Origin of the sequence: Micromonospora sp. NPDC049559, from assembly GCF_040676675.1 — a bacterium.
Lineage (GTDB): Bacteria > Actinomycetota > Actinomycetes > Mycobacteriales > Micromonosporaceae > JBFAPK01.
The window spans coordinates 27,827-50,396 of sequence record NZ_JBFAPK010000037.1; the positions used below are offsets into that span (position 1 = coordinate 27,827).

At 72.4% G+C, this 22,570-nt stretch carries 23 protein-coding genes and 1 other RNA gene; 16 read left to right on the plus strand and 8 right to left on the minus strand.

Annotated elements, in window-relative coordinates; all coding sequences use genetic code 11:
• Positions 1 to 190 precede the first annotated feature (190 nt).
• From AB0J86_RS30630 to AB0J86_RS30650, 5 genes are all read left to right on the plus strand, one after another.
• A complete protein-coding gene (locus AB0J86_RS30630; RefSeq protein WP_363861125.1) occupies positions 191 to 1,420 on the plus strand; it encodes a helix-turn-helix domain-containing protein in 1,230 nt (409 codons plus the stop codon).
• 13 nt (positions 1,421 to 1,433) lie between these two features.
• On the plus strand, positions 1,434 to 2,036 hold the full coding sequence (locus AB0J86_RS30635) for a flavoprotein (protein WP_363861126.1): 603 nt from the start codon (positions 1,434 to 1,436) through the stop codon (positions 2,034 to 2,036).
• Positions 2,037 to 2,212: 176 nt separating this feature from the next.
• A complete protein-coding gene (locus AB0J86_RS30640) occupies positions 2,213 to 3,085 on the plus strand; it encodes a Nif3-like dinuclear metal center hexameric protein (protein ID WP_363861127.1) in 873 nt (290 codons plus the stop codon).
• Positions 3,082 to 3,822: a C4-type zinc ribbon domain-containing protein gene (locus AB0J86_RS30645; RefSeq protein ID WP_363861128.1), complete on the plus strand. Its 741-nt coding sequence runs from the start codon at positions 3,082 to 3,084 to the stop codon at positions 3,820 to 3,822. The genes AB0J86_RS30640 and AB0J86_RS30645 overlap by 4 nt, the downstream gene beginning before the upstream one ends.
• Positions 3,819 to 5,027 (plus strand): bifunctional RNase H/acid phosphatase, encoded by a 1,209-nt coding sequence (locus AB0J86_RS30650; RefSeq protein ID WP_363861129.1) that lies wholly within the window; start codon positions 3,819 to 3,821, stop codon positions 5,025 to 5,027. The genes AB0J86_RS30645 and AB0J86_RS30650 overlap by 4 nt, the downstream gene beginning before the upstream one ends.
• Before the next feature lie 13 nt (positions 5,028 to 5,040).
• On the opposite strand, the gene AB0J86_RS30655 is transcribed toward AB0J86_RS30650, so the two are convergent.
• On the minus strand, positions 5,041 to 5,907 hold the full coding sequence (locus tag AB0J86_RS30655; protein ID WP_363861130.1) for an alpha/beta hydrolase: 867 nt from the start codon (positions 5,905 to 5,907) through the stop codon (positions 5,041 to 5,043).
• Positions 5,908 to 6,255: 348 nt separating this feature from the next.
• Between AB0J86_RS30655 and AB0J86_RS30660 the strand changes: the two genes are divergently transcribed.
• Positions 6,256 to 6,459 carry a DUF3311 domain-containing protein gene (locus tag AB0J86_RS30660; protein WP_363861177.1) on the plus strand — a complete coding sequence of 68 codons (204 nt, stop codon included), beginning with the start codon at positions 6,256 to 6,258 and terminating at the stop codon, positions 6,457 to 6,459.
• A gap of 7 nt (positions 6,460 to 6,466) precedes the next feature.
• Complete coding sequence (mctP, locus tag AB0J86_RS30665; RefSeq protein WP_363861131.1) at positions 6,467 to 8,131, plus strand: monocarboxylate uptake permease MctP; 1,665 nt, start codon at positions 6,467 to 6,469, stop codon at positions 8,129 to 8,131.
• A gap of 60 nt (positions 8,132 to 8,191) precedes the next feature.
• Here the strand turns inward: mctP and AB0J86_RS30670 are convergent, their stop codons facing one another.
• Positions 8,192 to 8,749: a MarR family winged helix-turn-helix transcriptional regulator gene (locus AB0J86_RS30670; protein ID WP_363861132.1), complete on the minus strand. Its 558-nt coding sequence runs from the start codon at positions 8,747 to 8,749 to the stop codon at positions 8,192 to 8,194.
• Positions 8,750 to 8,804: 55 nt separating this feature from the next.
• Here AB0J86_RS30670 and AB0J86_RS30675 point away from each other — a divergent pair, with 55 nt between their 5' ends.
• Positions 8,805 to 10,037, plus strand: coding sequence for an MFS transporter (locus tag AB0J86_RS30675; protein ID WP_363861133.1), 1,233 nt, complete (start codon positions 8,805 to 8,807; stop codon positions 10,035 to 10,037).
• An 11-nt stretch (positions 10,038 to 10,048) separates the two neighbouring features.
• On the opposite strand, the gene AB0J86_RS30680 is transcribed toward AB0J86_RS30675, so the two are convergent.
• The gene (locus AB0J86_RS30680; RefSeq protein WP_363861134.1) at positions 10,049 to 10,810 is read right to left on the minus strand and encodes a sulfite exporter TauE/SafE family protein; all 762 of its coding nucleotides are present in this window, start codon (positions 10,808 to 10,810) and stop codon (positions 10,049 to 10,051) included.
• A gap of 212 nt (positions 10,811 to 11,022) precedes the next feature.
• Here AB0J86_RS30680 and rnpB point away from each other — a divergent pair.
• Positions 11,023 to 11,466, plus strand: an RNA gene (rnpB, locus tag AB0J86_RS30685) — RNase P RNA component class A.
• A gap of 690 nt (positions 11,467 to 12,156) precedes the next feature.
• On the opposite strand, the gene AB0J86_RS30690 is transcribed toward rnpB, so the two are convergent.
• Entirely contained in the window at positions 12,157 to 12,747 is a 591-nt protein-coding gene (locus AB0J86_RS30690; RefSeq protein WP_363861135.1) for an NUDIX hydrolase, read from the minus strand.
• Positions 12,748 to 12,891: 144 nt separating this feature from the next.
• On the opposite strand from AB0J86_RS30690, the gene AB0J86_RS30695 reads away from it, so the two are divergent.
• From AB0J86_RS30695 to AB0J86_RS30710, 4 genes are all read left to right on the plus strand, one after another.
• Positions 12,892 to 13,353 (plus strand): SRPBCC domain-containing protein, encoded by a 462-nt coding sequence (locus tag AB0J86_RS30695; protein ID WP_363861136.1) that lies wholly within the window; start codon positions 12,892 to 12,894, stop codon positions 13,351 to 13,353.
• Between the two features lie 5 nt (positions 13,354 to 13,358).
• A complete protein-coding gene (locus tag AB0J86_RS30700; RefSeq protein ID WP_363861137.1) occupies positions 13,359 to 13,712 on the plus strand; it encodes a helix-turn-helix domain-containing protein in 354 nt (117 codons plus the stop codon).
• A 69-nt stretch (positions 13,713 to 13,781) separates the two neighbouring features.
• A complete protein-coding gene (locus AB0J86_RS30705) occupies positions 13,782 to 14,225 on the plus strand; it encodes an SRPBCC domain-containing protein (RefSeq protein ID WP_363861138.1) in 444 nt (147 codons plus the stop codon).
• A 263-nt stretch (positions 14,226 to 14,488) separates the two neighbouring features.
• Positions 14,489 to 17,326, plus strand: coding sequence for a caspase family protein (locus AB0J86_RS30710; protein WP_363861139.1), 2,838 nt, complete (start codon positions 14,489 to 14,491; stop codon positions 17,324 to 17,326).
• 10 nt (positions 17,327 to 17,336) lie between these two features.
• On the opposite strand, the gene AB0J86_RS30715 is transcribed toward AB0J86_RS30710, so the two are convergent.
• The 3 genes from AB0J86_RS30715 to AB0J86_RS30725 all read right to left on the minus strand — a co-directional run bounded on the left by AB0J86_RS30715 (position 17,337) and on the right by AB0J86_RS30725 (position 20,315).
• A complete protein-coding gene (locus tag AB0J86_RS30715) occupies positions 17,337 to 17,672 on the minus strand; it encodes a hypothetical protein (RefSeq protein ID WP_363861140.1) in 336 nt (111 codons plus the stop codon).
• A gap of 142 nt (positions 17,673 to 17,814) precedes the next feature.
• The gene (locus AB0J86_RS30720; protein ID WP_363861141.1) at positions 17,815 to 19,587 is read right to left on the minus strand and encodes a S8 family serine peptidase; all 1,773 of its coding nucleotides are present in this window, start codon (positions 19,585 to 19,587) and stop codon (positions 17,815 to 17,817) included.
• Between the two features lie 29 nt (positions 19,588 to 19,616).
• The gene (locus tag AB0J86_RS30725; protein WP_363861142.1) at positions 19,617 to 20,315 is read right to left on the minus strand and encodes a TetR/AcrR family transcriptional regulator; all 699 of its coding nucleotides are present in this window, start codon (positions 20,313 to 20,315) and stop codon (positions 19,617 to 19,619) included.
• 70 nt (positions 20,316 to 20,385) lie between these two features.
• Between AB0J86_RS30725 and AB0J86_RS30730 the strand changes: the two genes are divergently transcribed.
• Positions 20,386 to 20,808, plus strand: a complete 423-nt coding sequence (locus AB0J86_RS30730) for a DoxX family protein (RefSeq protein WP_363861143.1) — start codon at positions 20,386 to 20,388, stop codon at positions 20,806 to 20,808.
• 18 nt (positions 20,809 to 20,826) lie between these two features.
• On the opposite strand, the gene AB0J86_RS30735 is transcribed toward AB0J86_RS30730, so the two are convergent.
• A complete protein-coding gene (locus AB0J86_RS30735) occupies positions 20,827 to 21,270 on the minus strand; it encodes a DNA-binding protein (RefSeq protein ID WP_363861144.1) in 444 nt (147 codons plus the stop codon).
• 100 nt (positions 21,271 to 21,370) lie between these two features.
• On the opposite strand from AB0J86_RS30735, the gene AB0J86_RS30740 reads away from it, so the two are divergent.
• Both AB0J86_RS30740 and AB0J86_RS30745 read left to right on the plus strand, forming a co-directional pair.
• Entirely contained in the window at positions 21,371 to 22,141 is a 771-nt protein-coding gene (locus AB0J86_RS30740; protein ID WP_363861145.1) for a class I SAM-dependent methyltransferase, read from the plus strand.
• Between the two features lie 30 nt (positions 22,142 to 22,171).
• Complete coding sequence (locus AB0J86_RS30745) at positions 22,172 to 22,507, plus strand: YnfA family protein (RefSeq protein ID WP_363861146.1); 336 nt, start codon at positions 22,172 to 22,174, stop codon at positions 22,505 to 22,507.
• Positions 22,508 to 22,570: the final 63 nt, after the last annotated feature.

Sequence of the window (22,570 nt, forward strand, 5' to 3'; positions counted from 1 at the left end):
GGTCGTTTTTCTCGACAGAACGGCCAGGTGCAAGTTGCACGAAAGTTACGAGCGCCGATCGCCGGAACGCCGCACCAGCTGTGCGACCAGGACTGACGGACGTCGCACAGAACATCGAGAATGAGGAAACCGTCCCATGGAGCTCTCCGGCCCGGAACCGCCGGAGAGGGGAGAGGGGAGGCAGCCGGACGTGGACGAGCTACCGATCGGGCGTCGGGTGGCTTACTGGCGGGGGCGCCGCAAGATGTCGCAGCAGGTCTTCGCCGATCGACTCGGCAAGTCGAAGAGCTGGGTCGACAAGGTCGAGCGGGGGGTGCGCCGGCTGGACAAGTTCTCGGTCCTCTACGAGATCGCCGACGTGCTCCAGCTCGACGTCCAACTGCTGCTCGGCAAGGACCCGGAGCGGCGCAACGACGCCCTCAGCTGCATCGACCAGATCGAGGTGGAGGAGATCCGCGCCGCGCTGGCGCGGTACGACTCGATGACCGCCTTCTTCAAGGCGGTACCGGAGCCGCCGCCGCTGCCCGACCTGGCCAAGGCGGTCAACCATGCCTGGCTGACCTACCAGTACGCCCGCTACGGGGTGCTCACCCGGGCGCTGCCGAAGCTGCTGCGCGACGCGCAGGCGGCCGACGCCGCGTACGGCGACGACGAGGGCTGCCGCAAGGCCGCGCACCTGCTCGGGCAGGTGTACCAGATCGCCTCGTCGGTGCTGCGCAAGCTCGGCGAGCACGAGCTGGCCTGGCTCGCCGCCGACCGTTCGATGGCGGTCTCGCTGCGCGCCGGCGACGAACTCCTGGCCGGGGTGGCCACCTACCGGGTCGGCAACGCGCTGCTCGCCCTGGGCCGGGCCCGGCCCGCGCTGGAGGTCAACGTCAACATCGCGAACCGGCTCGCTCCCGGTGGCGCGAACGACTCGGGCCCGGAGCGGCTGTCGGTCTACGGCATGCTGCTGTTGCAGGGCGCCATGGCGGCGGCCCGGATCGGCGACAACGCGACCGTACGGGACCTGGTCCTGGGCGCGGGTGAGGCGGCCAGGCGGCTCGGCTCCGACCAGAACCACTACTGGACCAGCTTCGGGCCGACCAACCTCCAGCTGCACCAGGCCGCCGCCGCGGTCGAGCTGGGCGAGGGGCGCCAGGCGGTGCAGACGCACGAGCGGATCGAGCCCCAGGTCTTCGCGGCGATGCTGCCCGAGCGGCGGGCGCACCACCTGCTCGACCTGGCCCGCGGCTACACCCAGCTGGGCGACGTGGCGAACGCCGGCCACGCGCTGGTGGAGGGGGACCGGCTGGCCCCGTCGGAGATCAGATGCCGCCCGATCGCGCACGAGGTGATGTCCGACGTCCTGCGTCGCACACGGGGTGCGCCGCCTGCGGCCGTAGCGGAGTTGGCTGAGCACATGGGAGTTGGCATATGACGGCCCCGGCCCGATGACCGGGTACGGCGGCGAGGCGGGCGGCGGCGCGGGGGTCCTGTACGTGATCGCGTGCGGGTCCCCGGTGACCCGGGACGTCGGCCGGTTGGTGACGCTGGGGCAGGCCGACGGTTGGGACGTCTGCGTGGTGCTCACCCCGGACGGGCGGAAGTTCGTCGACGAGCGGGCCCTGGCCCGGCAGACCGATCATCCGGTGCGTTCGGCGTACAAGAACCCCGGGGATCCGGACGTGCTGCCGGACGCGGACGCGATGATCGTCGGTCCGGCGACGGTCAACACGATCAACAAGTGGGCGGCCGGCATCTGCGACACGCTGGCGCTCGGCCTGCTGGTCGAGGGGCAGGGCAAGGGGCTGCCCATCGTCGCGATGCCCTTCACCAACGCCGCGATGGCCGCGCACCCGGCCTTCCGGGAGAGCCTGGCGCGGCTGCGGGACTGGGACGTGACGGTGCTCTTCGGCGACGACGTGCTGCCGCCGCACCCGCCGGGCACCGGCGAGCGGCTGCGGCACCGCTTCCCGTGGGAGCTGGGGTTGGACGCGCTGCGGGCCCGGCGGTACGCCCGGGGCGCGTTCGGCCCGACCGCCGGTGCCCGTTGAGCCGCTCCGCTCCGACCGCCCCTTCCGCCCCGACGATCATGGAGTTGTGGCCGTCGCGAAGACCGCGAAACACTACATATCGGCGACCACGACTCCATGATCGGCGCTGAGGCGGGGCGGCCCCGTCTCGGGCCGGCGACGCGAACGGGCGAGTTCCGCCGGTAAGCTGGGCCGCCGTGAGCACAACCGGATCCCCGACCGTGAGCGTCGGCGACGTCGTGGCGGCGCTGGAACGGCGCTACCCGCCGGCCTGGGCGGAGCAGTGGGACCGGGTGGGGCTGGTCGTCGGCGACCCGGCCGCACCGGTACGGCGGGTTGCCTGCGCCGTGGACTGCGTACCGGAGACGGTCGCCGAGGCCCTCGCGGGTGGCGCGGACATGATCGTCGCGCACCACCCGCTGCTGCTGCGCGGGGTGCACTCGGTGGCGGCGACGACGTACAAGGGGCGGATCGTCCACCAGTTGATCAAGAACGACGTGGCCCTGTACGTGGCGCACACCAACGCCGACGTCGCCAACCCGGGCGTCTCCGACGCGCTCGCGGCCCGGCTCGGACTGGTCGACCTGCGCCCGCTGCACGAGCCCGCGCCGGGCAGCCCGGCCGCCGGCGAGGGCCGCGGCATCGGGCGGGTCGGGCGGCTGCCCCGGCCGATGACGCTCGCCGAACTGACCGGGTACGCGGCCGCCGCGCTCCCCGCCACCGCCTGGGGCGTACGGGCGGCCGGCGAGCCCGACCGGCTGGTGCGTACCGTCGCGGTCAGCGGCGGCGCCGGGGACGGCTTCCTGGCCGACGCCGCCGCCGCGGGGGCGGACGCCTTCCTCACCGCCGACCTGCGGCACCATCCCGCCAGCGAGCACGTCGCCGGCGGCGGCCCGGCCCTGCTGGACGCCGCGCACTGGGCGACCGAGCGACCCTGGCTGGACCAGCTCGCCGCCCACCTACGGGAGAGCCTGGCCGTATCGACGCTGGTGTCCGACCTGGACACCGACCCGTGGACGGTGCACGCCCCGTCACCCGCACCATTCGTGGAGAAGGAGCCCCGGCCATGAAGGCTGACCCGCAAGACCAGCGACGCCTGCTCGACCTGCAGGCGGTGGACACCGCCCTGGCCCAGCTGGCGCACCGGCGCCGTACCCTGCCCGAGTTCGCCGAGCTGGAGTCGCTGGCCCGGGAACTCTCCGCGCTGGAGGACCAGCGGGTACGCGCCCAGGTTGCGGTCGACGACCTGGACCGGGACATCGCCCGGCTGGAGAAGGACATCGAGCAGGTCCGCACCCGCAAGGACCGGGACCAGGCGCGGCTCACCATGGGCTCCGGCCCGGCCCGGGAGCTGGAGGCGTTGCAGCACGAGCTGACCTCGCTCAACCGGCGGCAGTCCGAGCTGGAGGACTCCGAGCTGGAACTGATGGAGCAGCGGGAGACCGCGCAGGGCGTACTCGACGGGGTGCAGCGGCAGCTGGTGGAGGCGCGGGAGAAGCGCGCGGCGGCCGAGGAGCGCCGCGACCAGGCGCTCGCCGACATCACCAAGGAGGAGGCGGCCAAGACGTCCGGGCGGGCCCCGCTGGCGGCGGACCTCCCAGCCGACCTGATCGCCCTCTACGACCGGATCCGCGAGTCCTCCGGCGGCCTGGCGGCGGCGCTGATGCGCGGCGGCCGGTGCGGCGGCTGCCGGCTGGAGCTCTCCGGCGTGGACCTGGCCCGGATCCGGGCCGCGGCCCCGGACGAGGTGGTGCGCTGCGAGGAGTGCCGGCGGATCATGGTGCGCACCACCGAGTCCGGCCTGTGAGCGTGGGTAAGGTCGTCGTCGAGGCCGACGGCGGGGCCCGGGGCAACCCGGGGCCGGCCGGCTACGGCGCGGTGGTGCGGGCGGCCGGCAGCGGCGAGGTGCTGGCGGAGCGCGCCGAGTCGATCGGCGTCGCCACCAACAACGTCGCCGAGTACCGCGGCCTGATCGCCGGGCTGGAGGCCGCCGCCGAACTGGGCGCGGCCGAGGTCGAGGTGCGGATGGACTCCAAGCTCGTGGTCGAGCAGATGTGCGGCCGGTGGCAGATCAAGAACCCCGGCCTGCGACCCCTCGCCGCGCAGGCCGCCACCCTGGTCCGCCGCTTCGACTCGGTGACGTTCGGCTGGATCCCGCGCGAGCGCAACCGGCACGCCGACGCGCTCGCCAACGCCGCCATGGACCGGGCCGAGGGGAAGCCCGTGAAGGCCCCGAAGGCGGCGAAGCCCGCGGTCGAACCGCCGGCCGAGCTGGGGCGTGAGCCGGCGGAGGCGCCGGCGGCGGACCCCTCGGCGCGGGCCCGGGCGCGGGAGATCGCCGCACAGGGCTCCACCGCGCGCAGCTCCTGGGAGCCGCGGCCGGCCTCGACCGCGACCCGGCTGCTGCTGGTACGGCACGGCGCGACCGAGCTGACCGCGCAGCGGCGCTACTCCGGCCGCGGCGACGTGCCGCTCGCCGAGGCGGGGGTGGCGCAGGCGCGGGCGGCCGCGGCCCGGGTGGCCGAGCTGGCCCCGTCGGTCGCGGCCGTGGTCAGCTCACCCCTGTCCCGGTGTACGGCGACCGCCGAGCTGATCGCGCGGGCGGCCGGCGGCGCGCCGGTGGTGACCGAGGACGACCTGATCGAGTGCGACTTCGGCGACTGGGAGGGCCGCACCTTCGCCGAGGTACGGTCCCAGTGGCCGGCCGAGATGGACGCGTGGCTCGCCTCGCCGGCGGTGGCGCCGCCGGGCGGGGAGTCGTTCAACGCGGTCACCAAGCGGGTGCGCCGGGCGGTGTCGACGCTGCTCAAGACGTACCCGGGGGAGACCGTCGCGGTCGTCTCGCACGTCTCACCGCTGAAGATCGCGTTGCGGGACGCGCTCGCGGCGGGCGACGCCTTCCTGCACCGGCTCTACCTCGACCCGGCCGGCATCTCCATCGTGGACAGCTGGCCGGACGGGGGCGTGGCCGTACGGAGCGTCAACGACACGGCCCACCTGCCCCGCGACTGAACCCTGCCGGCGGTCAGCGGTCGAGGAAGGCGAGCACCCGCTCGGCGAAGCCGCGCGGGTCGTCCACCCACGGGTAGTGCGCGGCGCCCGGCCGCACGGCCACCTCGGCGTGGGGGTACAGGGTGGCGAGCCGGTCGGCCGCCTCCGGCGTCGGTACGCTGTCCAACTCCCCGGCCAGGATCAGCACGGGTGCCCGCAGCGCGCGCAGCGCGTCGCGTACCCCGTCGGGGTCGGCGCTGAAGCCGGCGTAGAAGGCGGCGGCAGCCGGCTCGGACCGCTCCCACGCGTCCGCCTCGGCGTGCGCGCGGGCCGCCTCGGTCCACCGGCCGTACGCGAACGGCGCGGCCGCGAGCCGGAGCCGGGCCAGCTCGGCCGGGTCGGTGTCGTCGGGCGGGTCGTCGTGCGCGGCCTGCTGGGCGTCGAGCGCGGCGCGGGCCGGCGGGAACCACCACTCGTCGGCGCGGGAAGCGAGGGCCCGGTCGGCGCCGACCGGCTCGACCCCGACGGCGCGCAGGCTCGGGGTGACCAGGACCAGCCGGTCGAGCCGCTCGGGGTGGCGGGCCGCGTAGAGCTGCGCCACGCTGGCCCCGGCGGAGTGGGCGAGCAGGTCCATCGTGTCGAGGTCGAGGTGGCGGCGCAGCGCCTCCAGGTCGTCGACGAGCCGGTCGCAGCGGTAGCTGGCCTCGTCCGCCGGTACGGCCGAGTGGCCGGTGCCCCGCTGGTCCAGCAGGATCAGCGTCCGTCCGCCGGTCAGGCCCCCGAGGTCGCCCAGGTACGACGAGGCGCGGGCGGGGCCGCCGGGCAGGCAGATCAGCGGCGGCCCGGCGCCGCGTACGTGGTACGCGAGTTCGGTCTGGTCGTACGAGGGGAACCGGGGCACCACGACAGCATGGCGAGTACGGCGTTCCGGCGCCACTGGGCGCAGCCGGCTCGCCGTTCGGCGCACTGGTCGCCGGCAGGTCGCGTGACTGGCGTCACACTGCCGATAATCTCCGCCCGTTGAGTGATCTCTCCAGCGGTGCCGGAGGTGGAGCATGAGCGAGCGCGACGCGCGAATATTCGAGTATTGCCTGATAGCGCGCATGGGGATGCGGTGGCCGGACGGAGCGCGCGCATGAGCGACCCGGACGTGACACCCGCGCCCTCCGGCGGTACGGTGCCGTCGACCGGCGCCGGCACGTCGTCGTCAGCGGCCGGCGGGGGATCTTCCCCGGCGGCCGGCGGCCCGATCTCGGGCGAGGCCACCGACCGCAGCCCGTGGAACTGGCTGCTGTTCCTGCCGATCGTGGTACCGCTGGTGCCCGCGCTGTTCAACATGGACTCGCCGCGACTGTTCGGCTTCCCGACCTTCTACTGGCTGCAGCTGGCCTTCATCGTGCTCGGTGTGACCACCACCAGCGTGGTCTACCGGATGACCAGGAATCGGCGGTGAGGCCACGATGTGGCGCGACCATCTGACCGAAATCATCGTCTTCACCGTGCTCTTCCTGCTGGTGAGCGCGATGGGGTTCGTGGCGGCGCGGTGGCGCGCCCCCAAGGACATGGCCCACCTCGACGAGTGGGGGCTGGGCGGGCGCAGCTTCGGCGGCTGGATCACCTGGTTCCTCGTCGGCGGTGACCTCTACACGGCGTACACGTTCGTGGCGGTGCCGGCGCTGATCTTCGCGTCCGGGGCGGCGGGCTTCTTCGCCGTGCCGTACACGATCATCGTCTATCCGCTGGTCTTCCTGGTGCTGGTCCGGCTCTGGTCGGTGTCGCACCGGCACGGCTTCGTCACCCCGGCGGACTTCGTGCGTACCCGGTTCGGCTCGCCGACGTTGGCGTTGATCATCGCGATCACCGGCATCGCCGCGACGATGCCGTACATCGCGTTGCAACTCGTCGGCATCGAGTCGGTGCTCAAGACGATGGGGGTGACCGGGGAGAGCACCATCGCCCGGCACCTGCCGATCATCATCGCGTTCGCGATCCTCGCCGCGTACACGTACCAGTCCGGGCTGCGGGCGCCGGCGCTGATCGCGTTCGTCAAGGACACGCTGATCTACGTCGTGATCCTGGTGGCGGTGATCTACCTGCCGTACAAGCTGGGCGGCTGGGGCAAGATCTTCGACGCGGCGGACGCGAAGTTCACGGCGTCACCGGCGCCCAGCGACGGCGTGCTGTTGAACGCGAACAACCAGCTCCAGTACGTGACCCTGGCGCTCGGCTCGGCGCTCGCGCTCTTCCTGTACCCGCACAGCCTGACCGGCGTGCTGGCCAGCCGCAGCCGTGGCGTGATCAAGCGCAACATGTCGGCGCTGCCGGCGTACAGCCTGCTGCTCGGGCTCATCGCGCTGCTCGGGTACATGGCGATCGCGGCCGAGGTGACGCCGCTGGACGGTACGAAGCCGGGTACGACCGACAACAACACGGTCGTGCCGCTGCTCTTCGACCACACGTTCCCGAGCTGGTTCACCGGCATCGCGTTCGCCGCCATCGGCATCGGCGCGCTCGTGCCGGCGGCCATCATGTCGATCGCCGCGGCGAACCTGTTCACCCGCAACATCTACAAGGAGTACCTGCACAAGGACGCCTCGGCGGCCGAGGAGGCGAACGTCTCCAAGATCGCATCGCTGGTGGTGAAGGTCGGCGCGGTCGCCTGCATCGTCTTCCTCGACCCGCAGTTCTCGATCGACCTCCAGCTCATCGGCGGCGTGATCATCCTGCAGACGCTGCCGGCGGTGGCGCTGGGCCTCTACACCCGCTGGTTCCACCGGGGCGCGCTGATCGCCGGCTGGGCGGCCGGCATGGGGCTGGGCATGTGGATGCTGTACCAGATCCCGAACCCGGCCACGAAGCGCGCGCACTTCGGCAGTTCGGCGTTCCCGCTGGAGAAGTTCGGCTTCGACACCCCGAAGACGATCTACGTCGGACTGGTCGCCGTGCTGGTCAACCTGGTCGTCGCGGCGCTCGTGACGCTCGCGCTGCGGGCGGGCCGGGTGCCCGACGGCGCGGACGGTACGACCCGGGACGACTACTTCGCCGACGAGGGTGACCCCAAACTGGTACCGGCCCCGCGCCGGGCCGACGACGAGGTCGACGTCGAACCCGCCCCCCAGGTCTGACGCCCCGCCCCGTCGATCACCCCGCCCCGTCGCCCCGCCGCCCCGCCCCGCCCCGTCGATCTAGGGCAAATCCTCATTAGTTGATCTCTGATCACGACGATTTGCCCTAGATCGACGGGCGTGGGCGACCACGTCCTCGTTGAGCCGCTCCAGCATCCGGGCGAGGACGCGCCGCTCCTCGTCCGGCCAGTCGGCGAGGATGCCGTCGTAGAGGCGGGCGCGGGCGGCGCGTACCGCGTTCATCCGGTTCAGCCCGGCCTCGGTGGGGGCCACGACCGTGCCCCGGCCGTCGCGCGGGTCCGGCTCGCGGACGATCAGCCCGTCCCGTTGCATCGCGGAGACCTGCCGGGTCACGGTCGAGCCGTCCAGCACGAGGTACGCCGCCAGCGCCGAGACGTTCTGCGGGCCGGCCGCGTCGAGGTGCCGCAGGATCGCGTACGCGGCGCGGTCGAGCACCCGGTGTTCGGCGGACGGATCGCTGCGCCGGGTCGCCTCGCCCAGCCGCATCAGCATCGCCACCTCGGTTTCGATCCGCCCGAGCAGGTCGGCCCGCTCCTCGTCGGCCTGCCCGTCGGTGGCGGGTCGTGCGGTTCGCTCCGGTTCGTCGTACGCGGACATAGCTGTATGATACAGGGAGAATTATCTGTAAGATACAGCTACTTGGAGGTGTCGAGTGGATCGGAGCGCCGAACCGAACCGCGGCCCCATCTACGTCACCACGCTCGTCGCGTTCCTGGCCATCGCCGGGATCGCCATCGTCGACCCGATCCTGCCCGTCATCGGCGAGGCGATCGGGGTCACCGCCTGGCAGGTCGAACTGCTCTTCACCGCGTACATCGCGGTCATGGCCGTGGGCATGATCCCGGCGACCCTGGCCAGCGGCCGGTTCGGCTTCAAACCGGTGCTCGTCACCGGCGTCGCCGTGGTCGGCCTGGCCGCCATCCTCGCGTCCTTCAGCGGCAACATCGTGCAGCTCTCGGTGCTGCGCGGCGTCTGGGGCCTCGGCAACGCGATGTTCTTCGCCACCGCGATGGTGGTGCTCGTCGCCCTGGCCCGCAACCGCGAGTGGGTGGTCGGCCTCTTCGAGACCGCGCTCGGCCTCGGCTTCGCCGTCGGACCGCTGCTCGGCGGCCTGCTCGGCAAGGTCAGCTGGCGGCTGCCCTTCTTCGTCTGCGGCATCTTCATGGTGCTGGCCCTGGCCGTGGCCGGCCGCCGGCTGCGCGAGCCCGCCAACCGGCAGCCACCCGTCAAGCTCGGCGCCATCTTCGCCGTCTACCGCCGCCCCGCCTTCCGGATCCTCTGCGCGGTGACCGCGGCGTACAACTTCGTCTTCTTCGTGATCCTCGGCTACACGCCGCTCTTCCTGCGCCTGGACGTCGTACCGCTCGGCTTCGCCTTCACCGGCTGGGGGATCGGGCTGGCCGTCGGCATCCTCGGCGTCGGGCACCGGCTCGCCCACCGCATCGGCGCGGTACAGAGCGTCGGGCTGGCCATCGGCGGGCTGCTGGTCTGCCTGCTGCTGCTCGCCACCTCGGCCGGTACCGCCGAGTCGATCACCGTGCTGGTGGTCGCCGGGCTCTTCATGGGGCTGGTCAACGCCAACCTCACCGACCTGGCGCTCGGCCTGGGCAGCTCCGACCGGCGGATCGCCACCGGCGCGTTCAACCTGGTCCGCTGGGGTGCCGCCGCGCCCGCGCCGATCATCTCGGGCAAGCTCGCCGAGCACTCGCTCGCCCTGCCGTTCTGGGTCGGCGCCGCCGTGCTCGCCGCCGGCATCCTGGTCTACCTGGCGTTCGCGCACGTCATGGCCGCCGGCTACGGCGAGCGGGTGCTCTGGTCGCGCTGGAACCGGGCCGCGCGGGCCGTCGAGCGTACGCCGGAGGAGGCGACCGGCGAGGCGATGTGAGCTTCTCGGGCTCACGCGTACGCCCGCAGCAGGAGCAGCGCGCCGATCGCCGCGCCGAAGACGACGATCACGACCTTGAGTACGCCCGGCGCCAGCCGCCGGACCAGCCGCGCGCCGACGTACCCGCCGAGGATCGTCGCCGGGGCGAGCACCCCGACCGCGGCCCAGTTCACCGGGCCGACCGCACCGTACACGCTGATCGTGGTGAGCCCGACCAGCGCCGAGAGGACATTCTTGATCGCGCTGACCCGGGCCAGCGTCGCGTCCAGCACCAGCGCCAACCCGGCCACCAGCAGCACCCCGAGGGCGGCGCCGAAGTACCCTCCGTACACCGAGCCGAGCGCGACCATCGCCTGGAGGGTGACCGCCCGTCGGCGCGGGCCCAGCTCGCTCGGGTGGCCGACCAGGCGGCGAAGCTGGTCCTGGAAGGCGAGCACCGCCGTCGCGCCGAGCACCAGGAACGGCACCACCGCCTCGAACGCGCGGGCCGGGGTGGCGAGCAGCAGCCCGCAGCCGGCGGCGGTACCGAGCACCGTCGCCGGTACGAGCCGGAGCAGTTGACGGGTGGCGGGCAGGTCGTGGCGGCTGCCGAGGACGCTGGCCACATATCCGGGACAGACCGCGACGGAGTTGCTGACGTTGGCCGGTACGGGTGCCAGGCCGATCGCGATCAGGGCCGGGAAACTGATCAGCGAGCCGCCGCCGGCCACCGCGTTCATGGTGCCCGCGGCGAGCCCGGCGACGAGTAACAGGCCAGCCTCGGGGAGATCCACGCCTGCCGAGGCTAGCCCCACCCCGTCGATCTAGGGCAAATCCCCGTACGACCCGCCGTCGATCTAGGGCAAATCCCCGTGAGTTGATCTCCAATCACCACGATTTGCCCTAGATCGACGGGGCTGGGCGGGGCTGGGCGGGGCTGGGCGGGGCACGGTGGGGAGGAGCGGACGGTGGCAAGACCGGCCGGTACCATTGATCACGCGACGGACGAGTCGACCGGGCGGTCGCGTCGGTGAGCCGCAGGCTCGCCGCCGAGGAACGTCCGGACTCCACAGGGCAGGGTGGTTGTTAACGGCAACCCGGGGCGACCCGCGGGACAGTGCCACAGAAAACAGACCGCCGGGACGTTTCCTCCCGCCGAGAGGCAGGTAGGACACGGACCCGGTAAGGGTGAAACGGCGGGGTAAGAGCCCACCAGCATCCCGGGTGACCGGGATGGCTCGGTAAACCCCACCCGGAGCAAGGCCAAGAAGGGGCCCGGCGTCGACAGACACCGGCCCTGCGCAGGCGCTAGAGGGCGGCCCGTCCGATGCCTGCGGGTAGGCCGCTGGAGCCTGCCGGCGACGGCAGGCCGAGATGGATGGCCGCCGCCGGCGCCACCGGCAACGGTGCGCGCCGGGCACAGAATCCGGCGTACAGGTCGACTCGTCCGTCGCCCTCCAGGTCACGGTCCTGATCGAGGCCGTGACCTGCTCTCTTGCCTGGTACCGTTCGTTGACCACCACGACGGCGGCCAGCCTCGCCGGCTTCCGCACCGACCCAACGCTGTTACCTACATGGGTACCCCTGGCACACTCCTCGCATGGCGGTCTTTAAATGTGTCTCTTGCGGTACCGCGTTGACATCTGATCTGACTTTTTCGCCTGGAGAGTTGGTCCGTGAACGTGTCGAACGTGGTCCGGGGCCGTCGACAGTGGCTCGTGGATCGTTTGGCATCGACCCTGAACCGTTCGGCGCCCCGTTCGTGCCAGCGGAGGACCAGGATGATCCGCCAGCTGCCATTCCAGGGGTGCTCATGGACGTTGATGGCGTCAGCGTCGTGTCTGCCGGCCCCCGCAACACGATCGTGATCCATCCGGACGACGCGCCCTCGCTCCAGGTGCATCCGGACAGCTCTCGGCTCGGCGGGTGCTGTGGCCCTTTCGGTGACAACGGCCCAAATCGGGTCTGCGCCTGCGGTGCCGAGGTGGCAACGCTGATGGCGGACTGCTACGGCCCTCACGAGCTGCACCTCGATCCAGACCGAGTGTTCTCAGACGACGTGGTCCGACCGTCGTAAGGGTGCCATCAGACAGGAGCCCCGGAGTGGCGCGAGCGCGGTTCCCCCGCGGGTGTCGGTGGTTCACCCTCCCGGCGCCGGGGGCGGCCGGGCCTGACGGGCTACCAGCTCCAGTACGGCGATGACTGTGCCGGCTCCGACGATCTCGCCTCGCGTGATGAGGTCGCGTGCCTCGGCCAGCGGTATCCATGCCACCTGCTCGGCCTCGTTCACGTCCACGGGCGCTCCGGTGTAGTCCGCCCGTCGGGCCAGGAACAACAGGTGCTCGGCGTCCGCGGTGCCCACCCAGGGCTGGAACGACAACAGCGGCTCGACCTCGTACGGCCGCCAGCCGGTCTCCTCCTCGACCTCGCGTACCGCGCAGACCTCCGGCTTCTCGTCGCCGTCGAGATAGCCGCCCGGTAGCTCCCAGCCCCAGCGGTCGAACACGAAGCGGTGGCGTCGCATCAGCAGCAGGCGCTGCCGGTCGTCCAGTACCGCGACCATGGCGGCGCGGGGTGCGCGGATCACGTACTGCTCGAATCGGATGCCGTCCGGCAACTCGACGTCGGCGATGCTCAGCCGTGCCCGTCGCGTGTCGTCGACGACCCGCTCGCCGTGGATCGTCCACCGGTCAGCTCCTCCGCCATCCCGCCAGTATCGACCCGCCGGCACGACGGGTCATGCGAGGCCGGCTCGGCCCAGAGGTCTGGGGTGCCGGGCGCCCAGGTAATACCCGTCATGCAACCGTTGGTTGCACTTCCTGGTGGGGTCGGCTAGCGTGGTGCGCAACCAAAGGTTGCAGGAAAGTGGGGGAGCATGGAGTACGGAACGATCGAACGGGAGATCCACATCGACGCCTCGCCCGAGGTCGTCTTCGACGTGGTGAGCAGCCCCGAACACCTGCGCGAGTGGTGGGTGGACGAGGCGGAGTTCCGGGCCGTGCCCGGGGGAGCGGGGCGGATCGGCTTCGGGGACCGTTCGCAGGGCGTGAACTGGGTGCGGTTCGAGGTGGTCGACGCCGTACCGCCGCACCTCTTCTCCTTCCGGTGGACCCACGAGGAGGGGGAGTCGGCCGCCCAGGGGAACTCGAACCTGGTCGTCTTCGAACTCGAGCCCGCCGGGAGCGGGACGCTGCTGCGGATGACCGAGACCGGCTTCCGCGAGCGTGGCTGGGACGAGGCGAAGGTCGCCGCGAAGTACGCCGAACACGGCAGCGGCTGGGACTTCTTCCTGCCGAGGCTGTCGGCGTACGCCCGGAAGATCGGAGCGGGCGCATAAGCGCGATGGTGGACGACGACCTGTGGTCCGCCGTCGGTGACCCGACCCGACGCCGGATGCTCGACCTGCTGCTGCGCGACGGCAGCGGGACGGCGACCAGCCTGAGCGAGCACCTGCCGGTGACCCGTCAGGCGGTGGCGAAGCATCTCGCCGTCCTCGACCGGGTCGGCCTGGTGCACGCCAGCACGGCCGGCCGGGAGAAGCAGTTCCGCGTCGACGAGGCGCAACTCGCCCGCGCCGTCGCGCAACTCGCCGAGGTCGGCGCCGCCTGGGACTCCCGTCTCCAGCGCATCAAGCGCATCGCCGAGACGATCCAGCGCGAGCGGGACACCCACGGCGCGACCGAGAAGAAGCAGTAGAGCGGCGCGACCGAGAAGAAGCAGTAGAGCGGCGCGGCCGAGAAGAAGCAGTAGGGAAGGAACACGGATATGGCAGACATCCTGCACCGCATCGGCGTCGAGCATTCCTCGCCGAAGCAGGTGTACGACGCGCTCACCACCCTGGAGGGACTGTCCGGCTGGTGGGCCGAGAAGACGTCGGGGAACACCGACGTCGGCGGTGTGATCGAGTTTCGGTTCGGGCCCGGCGGCTTCGACATGAAGGTCCTCGAACTCGACCCGGGCCGGCTCGTCCGGTGGGAGGTCGTGGACGGACCGCCGGAGTGGATCGGCACCACCGTGCGGTGGGACCTGCACCAGGAGGACGATTTCACGATCGTGCTGTTCAAGCACGAGGGCTGGCGTGAGCCGGTCGAGTTCATGTACCACTGCAGCACCAAGTGGGGCACCTTCCTGATGAGCCTCAAGCAGCTCATCGAGACCGGCCAGGGCGCTCCGGACCCGCGCGACGTGCGGATCAGCAACTGGCACTGACCCGCCGCGTCCCTGACCAGGATGAGAGCCCTCGGCGGTTGCCGACGTCGAGGGCTCTCCCGTCCGCACGGCGCGAATCCCGCGCGCTGAAGGCGACGGGCGCGGGAGCTGATGCGCACTGGAGTCGACGGTCTGCTGGAGCTGGCGGGCGCTGGAGCCGACGGGCCCTGGAACTGACGGTCAGATTGCTGACGCGCCGGGTGGCGTGGGAGGGCTACTATCCGGCCGGATGTGCGGCTCGCGCCAGTGGTCCGGAGCGGATGATGAGCGACGAACGCGGCTTCTCGTTGAGGGTCACGGCTGCCGGTGCCGACGTGGACCGGACAGAGTTGGAGGAGATCGCCCTCCAACTGCGGCACGATCTGCTGGCCGCCGGTGTACCCGGGGTGGAGCGTGCGGCGTACGGGCCGGCGCCGGAGGGCACGCGCTCCGTCGAGCTGATCGCGGCGGCTGTCGGCTTCGTCATCACGGGACTCTCGACGGCGGCCTCGGCGGCCCAGTTGGCCGAGTTCGTGCAGCGGTGGCGGGAGGCGCACCCCCGCCGCCGGAAGGTCGAGATCAACATCGTCACCGGTACGGCCGGTATCGTCGATCCCCCCGCGCCCGCCGGCCCGACCCGTACCGGTCGACGCAGCGCCCTCCTGGTCGCGGGCGGCGAGTACCGGGACCCGGGGCTGAGCGGGCTGCGCTCCCCGGCCGCCGACATCCGCGCGCTCGCCGAGGTGCTCGGCGATCCCGACATCGGCGGATTCGACGTCCAGACGCTGACCGACGCGGCCGAACCTGTGGTACGTCGCCGGGTGGCGGCCTTCTTCGCCGACCGGAACCCCGAGGACGTGCTGCTTCTGCATTTTTCCTGCCACGGTCTCAAGGACCAGCGCGGTCGGCTCTACCTGGCCGCCGCCGACACCGAACTGAACGCGCTGGCGGCCACCGCGCTGCCGGCGTCGTTCGTCTCCGAGCGGATGGGCGAGTCCGAGTCGAGGTCCGTGCTGTTGGTGCTCGACTGCTGCTACAGCGGGGCGTTCGCCCGCGACACCCGGGGCGACCGTACGGTGCACGTCGCCGAGGAGTTCAGCCGCGGCGGGACGGGCCGCACGGTCTTCACCGCCTCCAGCGCCACCGAGTACTCGTTCGAGGGCGGCCAGCTCACCTCGTACGAGGTCCGGCCCTCGGTCTTCACGGAGGCGCTGGTGCGCGGTCTGCGTACCGGCGCCGCCGACCTCGACCACGACGGCGACATCTCTGCCGACGAGTTGTTCGACTACGCCGCCCGGCGGGTACGCGAGTCGCAGCCCGGCCAGGTGCCGCGCAGGTGGGAGTTCGACGTGAGCGGCGCGCTGCTGGTGGCCCGCAGCGTACGCCCGGCCGTGCTCCCCGAGGAGATCCGTGCCGACCTGCGCAGCGATCGGCCCGTCCTGCGGGAGGAGGCCGTCCGGGCCCTCGCCGAACTGCTGGCCGGCCCGCGCGACGGCTACCGGCGGGCCGCGTACGCCACGCTCGTCCACCTGCGCGACCACGACGACAGCAGCAGGGTCCGGAACGCGGCCGCCGAGGCGCTCACCGCCGCCCCGGCGCCCCCGACCCCGCCGCCCTCGCCCCCGCCGCCCTCGACCCCACCGCCAGCGACTCCGCCGCTGCCGGCCCCGGTGACCCGGCCGCTCACCCCGTCACAGCCCACGGCACCGGCCGCCACCGAGCCGACCACCACAGCACCGGCCAAGCTCGCCACCGCCGAGCCCGTGGCCGTCGACCCCGCCGTCCCGGGCGACGTCGCGGCCCCCGCCGTGACGTCCGCGCCCGACCAGGTGCTGGCCCCCGCCGTACCGGCGACCGGGGATTCCGTCCCGGCGAAGGCGCGTCCAGGCCCGGGTCCGTCCCGGCCGCCGGGCCCGCCGGAGCAGCGGAACCGCAGAGTACGCCTCATGGCGCTGGCGGCGGCCGGGCTCGCGGTCGCCGTGACCGTGACGATCGGGCTCGTCGTGCAGCACGCCGGCGGTGACTCCGAGGCCTCCCAGAACGCGCCCACCTTCGGCGACGACTTCGCGTCCGTCGCGGTCGACTACGACGGCGACCTCGAATCCGCCCTGCTGAGCCCGGACGGCAAGTGGCTGGTCACCCTCGACGCGGGCGCGAACGAGGTGGCGGCGCGTCCCGCGCGGATCTGGGACGTGTCGACCGGCCGGTCCGTCGTCGCCTTCGAAAGCGACTCCGATCCGGTCTTCAGCCCGGACGGCAAAATCGTCGCCACCACCGCCTTCACCGGCAAGCGCGAGGTCCGCACGGTCGACGGCCAGCCGATCGGCGTGCTCATCGGCGGGGAGACGCTGGTCGAGCTGCGGGAGACCGCGACCGGCCGGAAGCTGGCGACGCTCTCCGGCCACGCGGGCAGCGCGTACGTCGCGTTCAGCCCCGACGGCAGGACCGTCGCCACCGCCAGCACCCGCGCCTCCGAGTCGTCCTTCGACGCGCCGGTCCGCCTCTGGGACCGGTCCAACGGTCAGCTGCTGGCCACCCTCGCCGGCCATGACAACGGGATCCAGAGCATGGCCTTCGGCCCCGACGGCAGGACGCTGGTCTCCAGCGCGGCCGGCGGTACCACGAAGGTCTGGGACGTCGCGGCCCGCAAGGCCACCGCTACCCTCGCCAACGCGTGGTTCCCGATCTGGCTCAGCCCCGACGGCGCGACGCTCGTCACCCGGCACGACAAGGGTTTCGAGCTGCGGAGCATGCCCTCGGGCGCGCTCCGCGCCGCGATCACCGACGCGGGGAGCTTCGCGGGTTTCACCCCGGACTCCTCGGGCTACGCCACCGACACCGACGGCACGGTCCGGCTCTGGGACCTGGCCACCCGGATGGAACGCAGCGAGCTGAACGCGCCGGTTACCGGTCCGCTGGTGTTCAGCCCGAGCGGCCGGATGATCGCCGCCCACGCCAAGGACGGCACCCCGATGCTGTGGGACGCCGCCAACGGGCAGGCCCTGAAAACCCTCGTGGCGCATAGCGACGCCGTCCTCGACCTCGTGTTCACACCGGACGGGAGGATCCTGTTCACTGCGGGGAAGGACAAGACGGTACGGCAGTGGTACGTGGGCCGATGACCGCCAACCGCTAACTCTCGTCGGCGGCACCGGGCGCGGAACTGCCGAAGCCCGGCTGGAACCGCTCGGACGGCGCGCCGACCTCGGCCCAGCACCGCCCGTTGCGCATCTCCGCGCCCGGTACGTCGGTCAGCAGCCCCACCGGATCGACCAGGCTGGCGACCGCCTGGACCAGGTCGCCCCGCAGCTCGGCGACGGCCTCGTCCAGGGTGTCCGACTCCTGCGACCAGTCGATGTCCGCCTCCCCCAGCCGCTGGGCGGCGCGTTCGAGGACCGCGTCCGGGTCGTCGACCGTGACCTCCACCCGGCAGTACACCTGGAGAACGACCGGCTTCGTCTTCTTCATCCGGCAGAGCGTGCCACACGAACCGGGCGAGGCCGCCGGCAATTTCCCGGACCGGGAACCTCGACCGGCGGCGCCGGCGGTCCTGCTCGGCCGCTCCTGACCCGGGCTGACCGGGTCAGGAGCGGCGAAGCGGTCAGCCGGATCAGCGACCGGCCTGCAACGCCGTCCAGGTGGCCTTGCCGACGAGCCCGTCCGCCTGGAGGCCGCGCGAACTCTGGTAGTTGGTGACGGCCGTCTTGGTCGCCGGCCCGAAGGCGCCGTCGATGGTGACGGTACGGCCCAGCGCGGCGGTCAGCGCGCGTTGCAGCCGCCGTACGTCGGCTCCCGACGACCCGCTGCTCAGCGTGGGCTGGGTGCCGGCGGACAACAGCGCGGTCCAGGTGTGCGAGTCGACCACCCCGGTTGCCGGCAGCCCCCGGGCGGACTGGAAGGCGCCGACGGCCGCGACCGTGGTCGCGTCGAGCGTGCCACTGGGCACCTCGCCGCCGGTGTCGACGCCGAGGGCCTTGAGCAGGCACTGCGCGATGGTGACGGCCGTACCGGTGGCGCCCGCGGCCAGTTGCGGGTAGGCCGTGAGGTCGAGGCTCACGCCCTGGCAGGCCAGCGTTCCGATGTCGCGCAGGTAGAGCAGCCGGTTCGGCGAACCGGTACCCGGACTGGTCACCACGCCGGTGGTGGCGCTGTTGACGAGGTAGTCGCGGACCTGCGCCGGCGTGTACGACGGGCGCGCCGAGAGCACGAGCGCCGCCGCGCCGGTGACGTGCGGGGCCGCCATCGAGGTACCGCTCTTGACGCTGATGGCGGTGTCGCCGCTGTAGTCGGTCGAGGTGATCTCCGACCCGGGCGCGAAGAGGTCCAGGCAGGTGCCGTAGTTCGAGTACGACGCGCGGGCGTCGCCGACGGCGGTGGCGCCGACCGTGATGGCGGCCGGGACCCGGGCGGGCGACTGGCCGCAGGCGTCGACGTTGTCGTTGCCGCCGGAGACCGCGACCGTCACGCCGGACGCGATCAGGTTCGCCGTCGCCTGGTCCATCGCGGTGCTGGAGCCGCCGATGCTGATGTTCGCCACCGCCGGCTTGACCGCGTTGGCCCGCACCCAGTCGACCGCGGCGATGACGGCGTCCCAGGTGCCGCTGCCGGTGCAGTCCAGCGCCCGTACCGCGACCAGGTTGACCTGCTTGGCGACGCCGTAAGCGGTGCCGCCGACGGTACCGGCGACGTGGGTGCCGTGTCCGTTGCAGTCGTCGGCGCTGCCGCCGTCGACCGCGTCGAATCCGCTGGTGGCACGGCCGCCGAAGTCGCTGTGCGAGAGGCGGATGCCGCTGTCGACGACGTACGCCGTCACGCCCCTGCCCTGGGTCGGATAGGCGTACGCGTTGTCCAGCGGCATGGTCCGCTGGTCGACCCGGTCCAGCCCCCAGGAGGGCGGGTTGGTCTGGACACCGGTCGCCGTGACCCGCCGGTTCTGCTCGACGTATGCGACCGCCGGGTCGGCGGCGAGCCGGCGCGCCTCCTGCTCGTTCAGCCGGACCGAGAACCCGGGCAGGGCGTTCGAGTAGACCCGACCCACCTTGCCGCCGTGCGCGTCGGCGAGCCGGGCCGCGGTGCTCGCCACCGCGCTGGCCGCGGCGACGGTACCCGGGGCCGGCGCGGCGGTCTCCTTGAGCACGACGATGTAGCTGCCGGCCACCGCGTCCGGCCCGCCGGCGCCGCGGATCTCGCCGGCCACGGCCGCCGAGGCGGCCACGGCCGCCGAGGCGGCCACGGGTGCTGAGGCAGCCGCGTCCAGTGACGCGGCCGGGGGCGCCGACGCGGCCATGGCCGGGGCGCCGGCCAGCGTGTACCCGACGGCGAGACCGACGCCCAGCCCGGAGGCGACGGCGGATCTTCGCCAGGCTGCGAGTGAACGTTGCACGTCCCGTTCCTCCCCATGAGACAGCTCCGTCACCGGCGCGGAGGCGGCGGCGGACGATCGGGATCGATCGGGGGGAACGCTATGGGGCGGGCCGGGCCCTCGACAGGTGAGAAGTGGCCGGACGTCCGGGCGGCGGCCCGCGCGCGGTCGGCGGGAATGCCGAGCACCTGGGCGATGAGATCGCCGACCAGGTCCGGCGGGATCGGCCGGTGGGCGACGAAGCGGCGGTAGAAGAGCGGGCTGGTCAGCAGGTCGGTGGTCAGCTCCGGGTCGAGGTGGTCGGGCAGTTGGCCGCGCTCGCGGGCCCGGGCCAGCGCGACGAGCAGCGGTTTCCGGCGCCGCTGGGTCAGGTCGGCGTGGAGTGTCGCGAGGGTGGGATCCCGTTCGGCGGCGTCCATGAAGGCGGCGAGCAGGCGCGGGAACGGCGTCCGCTCCAGCATGGTGACGAACGCGTTGAGCAGCTGGGCGACGTCGGTCTCGACGCGGCCGGTGTCGGGGACCGGGAAGGGCCGGAACGTGGCGTCCATGGCGTCGATCATCAGCGCGCCGGAGGTGGGCCAGTGCCGGTACAGGGTCGCCTTGCTCGCGCCGGCCCGCCGGGCGACGGCCTCCATGGTGAAGCCGGCCAGGCCGTGCTCGTCGAGCACCTCCAGGGCGGCCCGCAACACCCGCTGCCGGGCGCCTGCCCCGCGTGCGATCGGTTCCCGGGCCTGGGGGCCGCTCGGCATTGCCTCACCTCCATCGAAACGATACCGTACCCATATAAGAGAACGGACCCGTATCGATAGGAGGGATCCGATGGTACGAGCGACAGCCGCCACCCCCGGATCGCCCGCCGGCCCGACGGCGGTGCGGCGCCACCACTACCGCGCCGCCGCCTACTGGTCGGTCACGGCGGTGGTCGTGGGCGAGTGCGCGATCGGCGGCGCGATGGACCTGTTCCGGATGCCGCCCTTCTATCCCGTGATGATCGACCTGGGATATCCCGCCTACCTCGCCACGATCATGGGTACCGCGAAGTTGATCGCCGCCGTGGTGTTGCTGGCACCCGGACTGCGCCGGCTCAAGGAGTGGGCCTACGCCGGCGTAATGATCAACATGATCGGCGCCGCCGCCTCGCACGTCGCCATGCACCAGGCCTCGGGCGTCATCGCGCCCGCCATGTTCGCGCTGCTCGCGATCGCATCCTGGGCCTGGCGTCCGCCCGCGCGCCGGCTCTGAACCTCCTTCCGCCCTCGGTCACTCCGCCGGCGTCGCCGGGCTCGTGCGCTCGGTCAGCCGCTCGAAACGCTGTCGGGCCGCCTGCGCGGTGCCGAGGCCGAGGCCGAACGCGATCGCCTGCCAGGTGAGCCCTCGGTTGCGGGCCAGGTCGAGCAGCCCCGCCTCCAGCGCGTCGAGTTCGGCGCGTACGTGCGGGATCAGGGTGAGCGCGGCCGTGAGGTCGGCCTGGTCCACCCGCTCCTCGTCCGGCGCCGGCAGCGCCGCCCCGCCCGCGAGCGCCGTCACCAGGCAGACCGCCTCGTACGGGTCGAGCACGCTCGGGTTGCTCCAGCGCCGCCGTTGTTCGTCGGTGGTGGCGTGCCGCTCGGCGATGCGCATGAGCGCCGCGTAGGTGCGCTGGGCGCGGGCCCGCCCGGCGTCCGGCGGCGCGAAGGGGTCCTCGGTCTGGCGTGCGTCACTCATGCCACCACCTCAGCATGTAAACGAGAAAATGTCAACAAAGCGTGTTGAACATAGCGTTTAACTATGTGCGTCACGCCGGCCAGGGCGATATCGTCCGCTCGTGATCGGCGAGCGGGGGAGGGATCACGTGGACGACGCGGACGGGTACTTCGGGGAGGACGTCGCGGCCCGCTACGACGATCCGTCCTCGGAGATGTTCCGGCCGGAGGTCGTGGCCGCGACCGTGGACGTACTCGCGGAACTCGCGGGTCGCGGCCGGGCCCTTGAACTGGGAATCGGTACCGGCCGGATCGCCCTGCCGCTGGCCGCCCGCGGCGTCCCGGTCCACGGCATCGACCTGTCCCGGGCGATGGTGGCCCGGCTGCGCGACAAGCCCGGCGGCGACGCGATCGGCGTGACCGTCGGCGACTTCGCCACCGCCAGGGCGGACGGGACGTTCTCCCTCGCCTACCTCGTCTTCAACACGATCATGAACCTGACGAGCCAAGAGGCTCAGGTGGCCTGCTTCCGCAACGTCGCGGCCCACCTCGAACCGGGCGGCCGCTTCGTCATCGAGGTGATGGTGCCCGAGCTGCGCAAGCTGCCGCCGGGCCAGAACGTCGTACCGTTCCGGACCGACCCGACCGGCTGGGCGTACGACATCTACGACGTCGCCACCCAGGCGATGAGCTCGAACTACGTCGAGGTGGTCGACGGGCGCGGCCGCTACCGGTCCATCCCCTTCCGGTACGTCTGGCCCGCCGAACTCGACCTGATGGCCCAGCTCGCCGGGCTGCGGCTGCGCGACCGCTGGGCCGACTGGACCCGGGAGCCCTTCACGGGCGAGAGCGGCAAGCACGTCTCGGTCTGGGAGAAGCCCGCCGAAGGGTGATCCGGGCGGGCGGCGCACTACGGTCTGACCATGACGGTCGCCCGTTCCATCGCGTTGTTCCTGCTCGCCGCGCTGGCGGAGATCGGGGGCGCCTGGCTGGTCTGGCAGGGCTGGCGCGAGCACCGGGGCCTGCTCTGGATCGCGGGCGGGCTCGTCGCGCTCGGCGTCTACGGCTTCGTCGCCACCTTCCAGCCCGACCCGAACTTCGGCCGCGTCCTCGCGGCGTACGGCGGTGTCTTCGTCGCCGGCTCGCTCGCCTGGGGCGTCGTGGTCGACCGTTTCCGCCCGGACCGGTACGACCTCGCCGGCGCGCTGATCTGCCTCCTCGGCGTCGCCGTCATCATGTACGCGCCGCGTAACGGCTGATCCTGTCGCGCCGCGTAACGGCTGATCCTGTCGCGCCGCGTAACGGCTGATCCTGTCGCGCCG

Bases quoted from the DNA above. Each gene is read 5' to 3' on its own strand.
- AB0J86_RS30635 (WP_363861126.1), top strand. From the start codon at position 1,434: ATGACCGGGTACGGCGGCGAGGCGGGCGGCGGCGCGGGGGTCCTGTAC.
- AB0J86_RS30645 (WP_363861128.1), top strand. From the start codon at position 3,082: ATGAAGGCTGACCCGCAAGACCAGCGACGCCTGCTCGACCTGCAGGCG.
- mctP (WP_363861131.1), top strand. From the start codon at position 6,467: ATGTGGCGCGACCATCTGACCGAAATCATCGTCTTCACCGTGCTCTTC.
- AB0J86_RS30670 (WP_363861132.1), bottom strand. From the start codon at position 8,749: ATGTCCGCGTACGACGAACCGGAGCGAACCGCACGACCCGCCACCGAC.
- AB0J86_RS30695 (WP_363861136.1), top strand. From the start codon at position 12,892: ATGGAGTACGGAACGATCGAACGGGAGATCCACATCGACGCCTCGCCC.
- AB0J86_RS30700 (WP_363861137.1), top strand. From the start codon at position 13,359: ATGGTGGACGACGACCTGTGGTCCGCCGTCGGTGACCCGACCCGACGC.
- AB0J86_RS30705 (WP_363861138.1), top strand. From the start codon at position 13,782: ATGGCAGACATCCTGCACCGCATCGGCGTCGAGCATTCCTCGCCGAAG.
- AB0J86_RS30710 (WP_363861139.1), top strand. From the start codon at position 14,489: ATGAGCGACGAACGCGGCTTCTCGTTGAGGGTCACGGCTGCCGGTGCC.
- AB0J86_RS30715 (WP_363861140.1), bottom strand. From the start codon at position 17,672: ATGAAGAAGACGAAGCCGGTCGTTCTCCAGGTGTACTGCCGGGTGGAG.
- AB0J86_RS30725 (WP_363861142.1), bottom strand. From the start codon at position 20,315: ATGCCGAGCGGCCCCCAGGCCCGGGAACCGATCGCACGCGGGGCAGGC.
- AB0J86_RS30730 (WP_363861143.1), top strand. From the start codon at position 20,386: ATGGTACGAGCGACAGCCGCCACCCCCGGATCGCCCGCCGGCCCGACG.
- AB0J86_RS30735 (WP_363861144.1), bottom strand. From the start codon at position 21,270: ATGAGTGACGCACGCCAGACCGAGGACCCCTTCGCGCCGCCGGACGCC.
- AB0J86_RS30745 (WP_363861146.1), top strand. From the start codon at position 22,172: ATGACGGTCGCCCGTTCCATCGCGTTGTTCCTGCTCGCCGCGCTGGCG.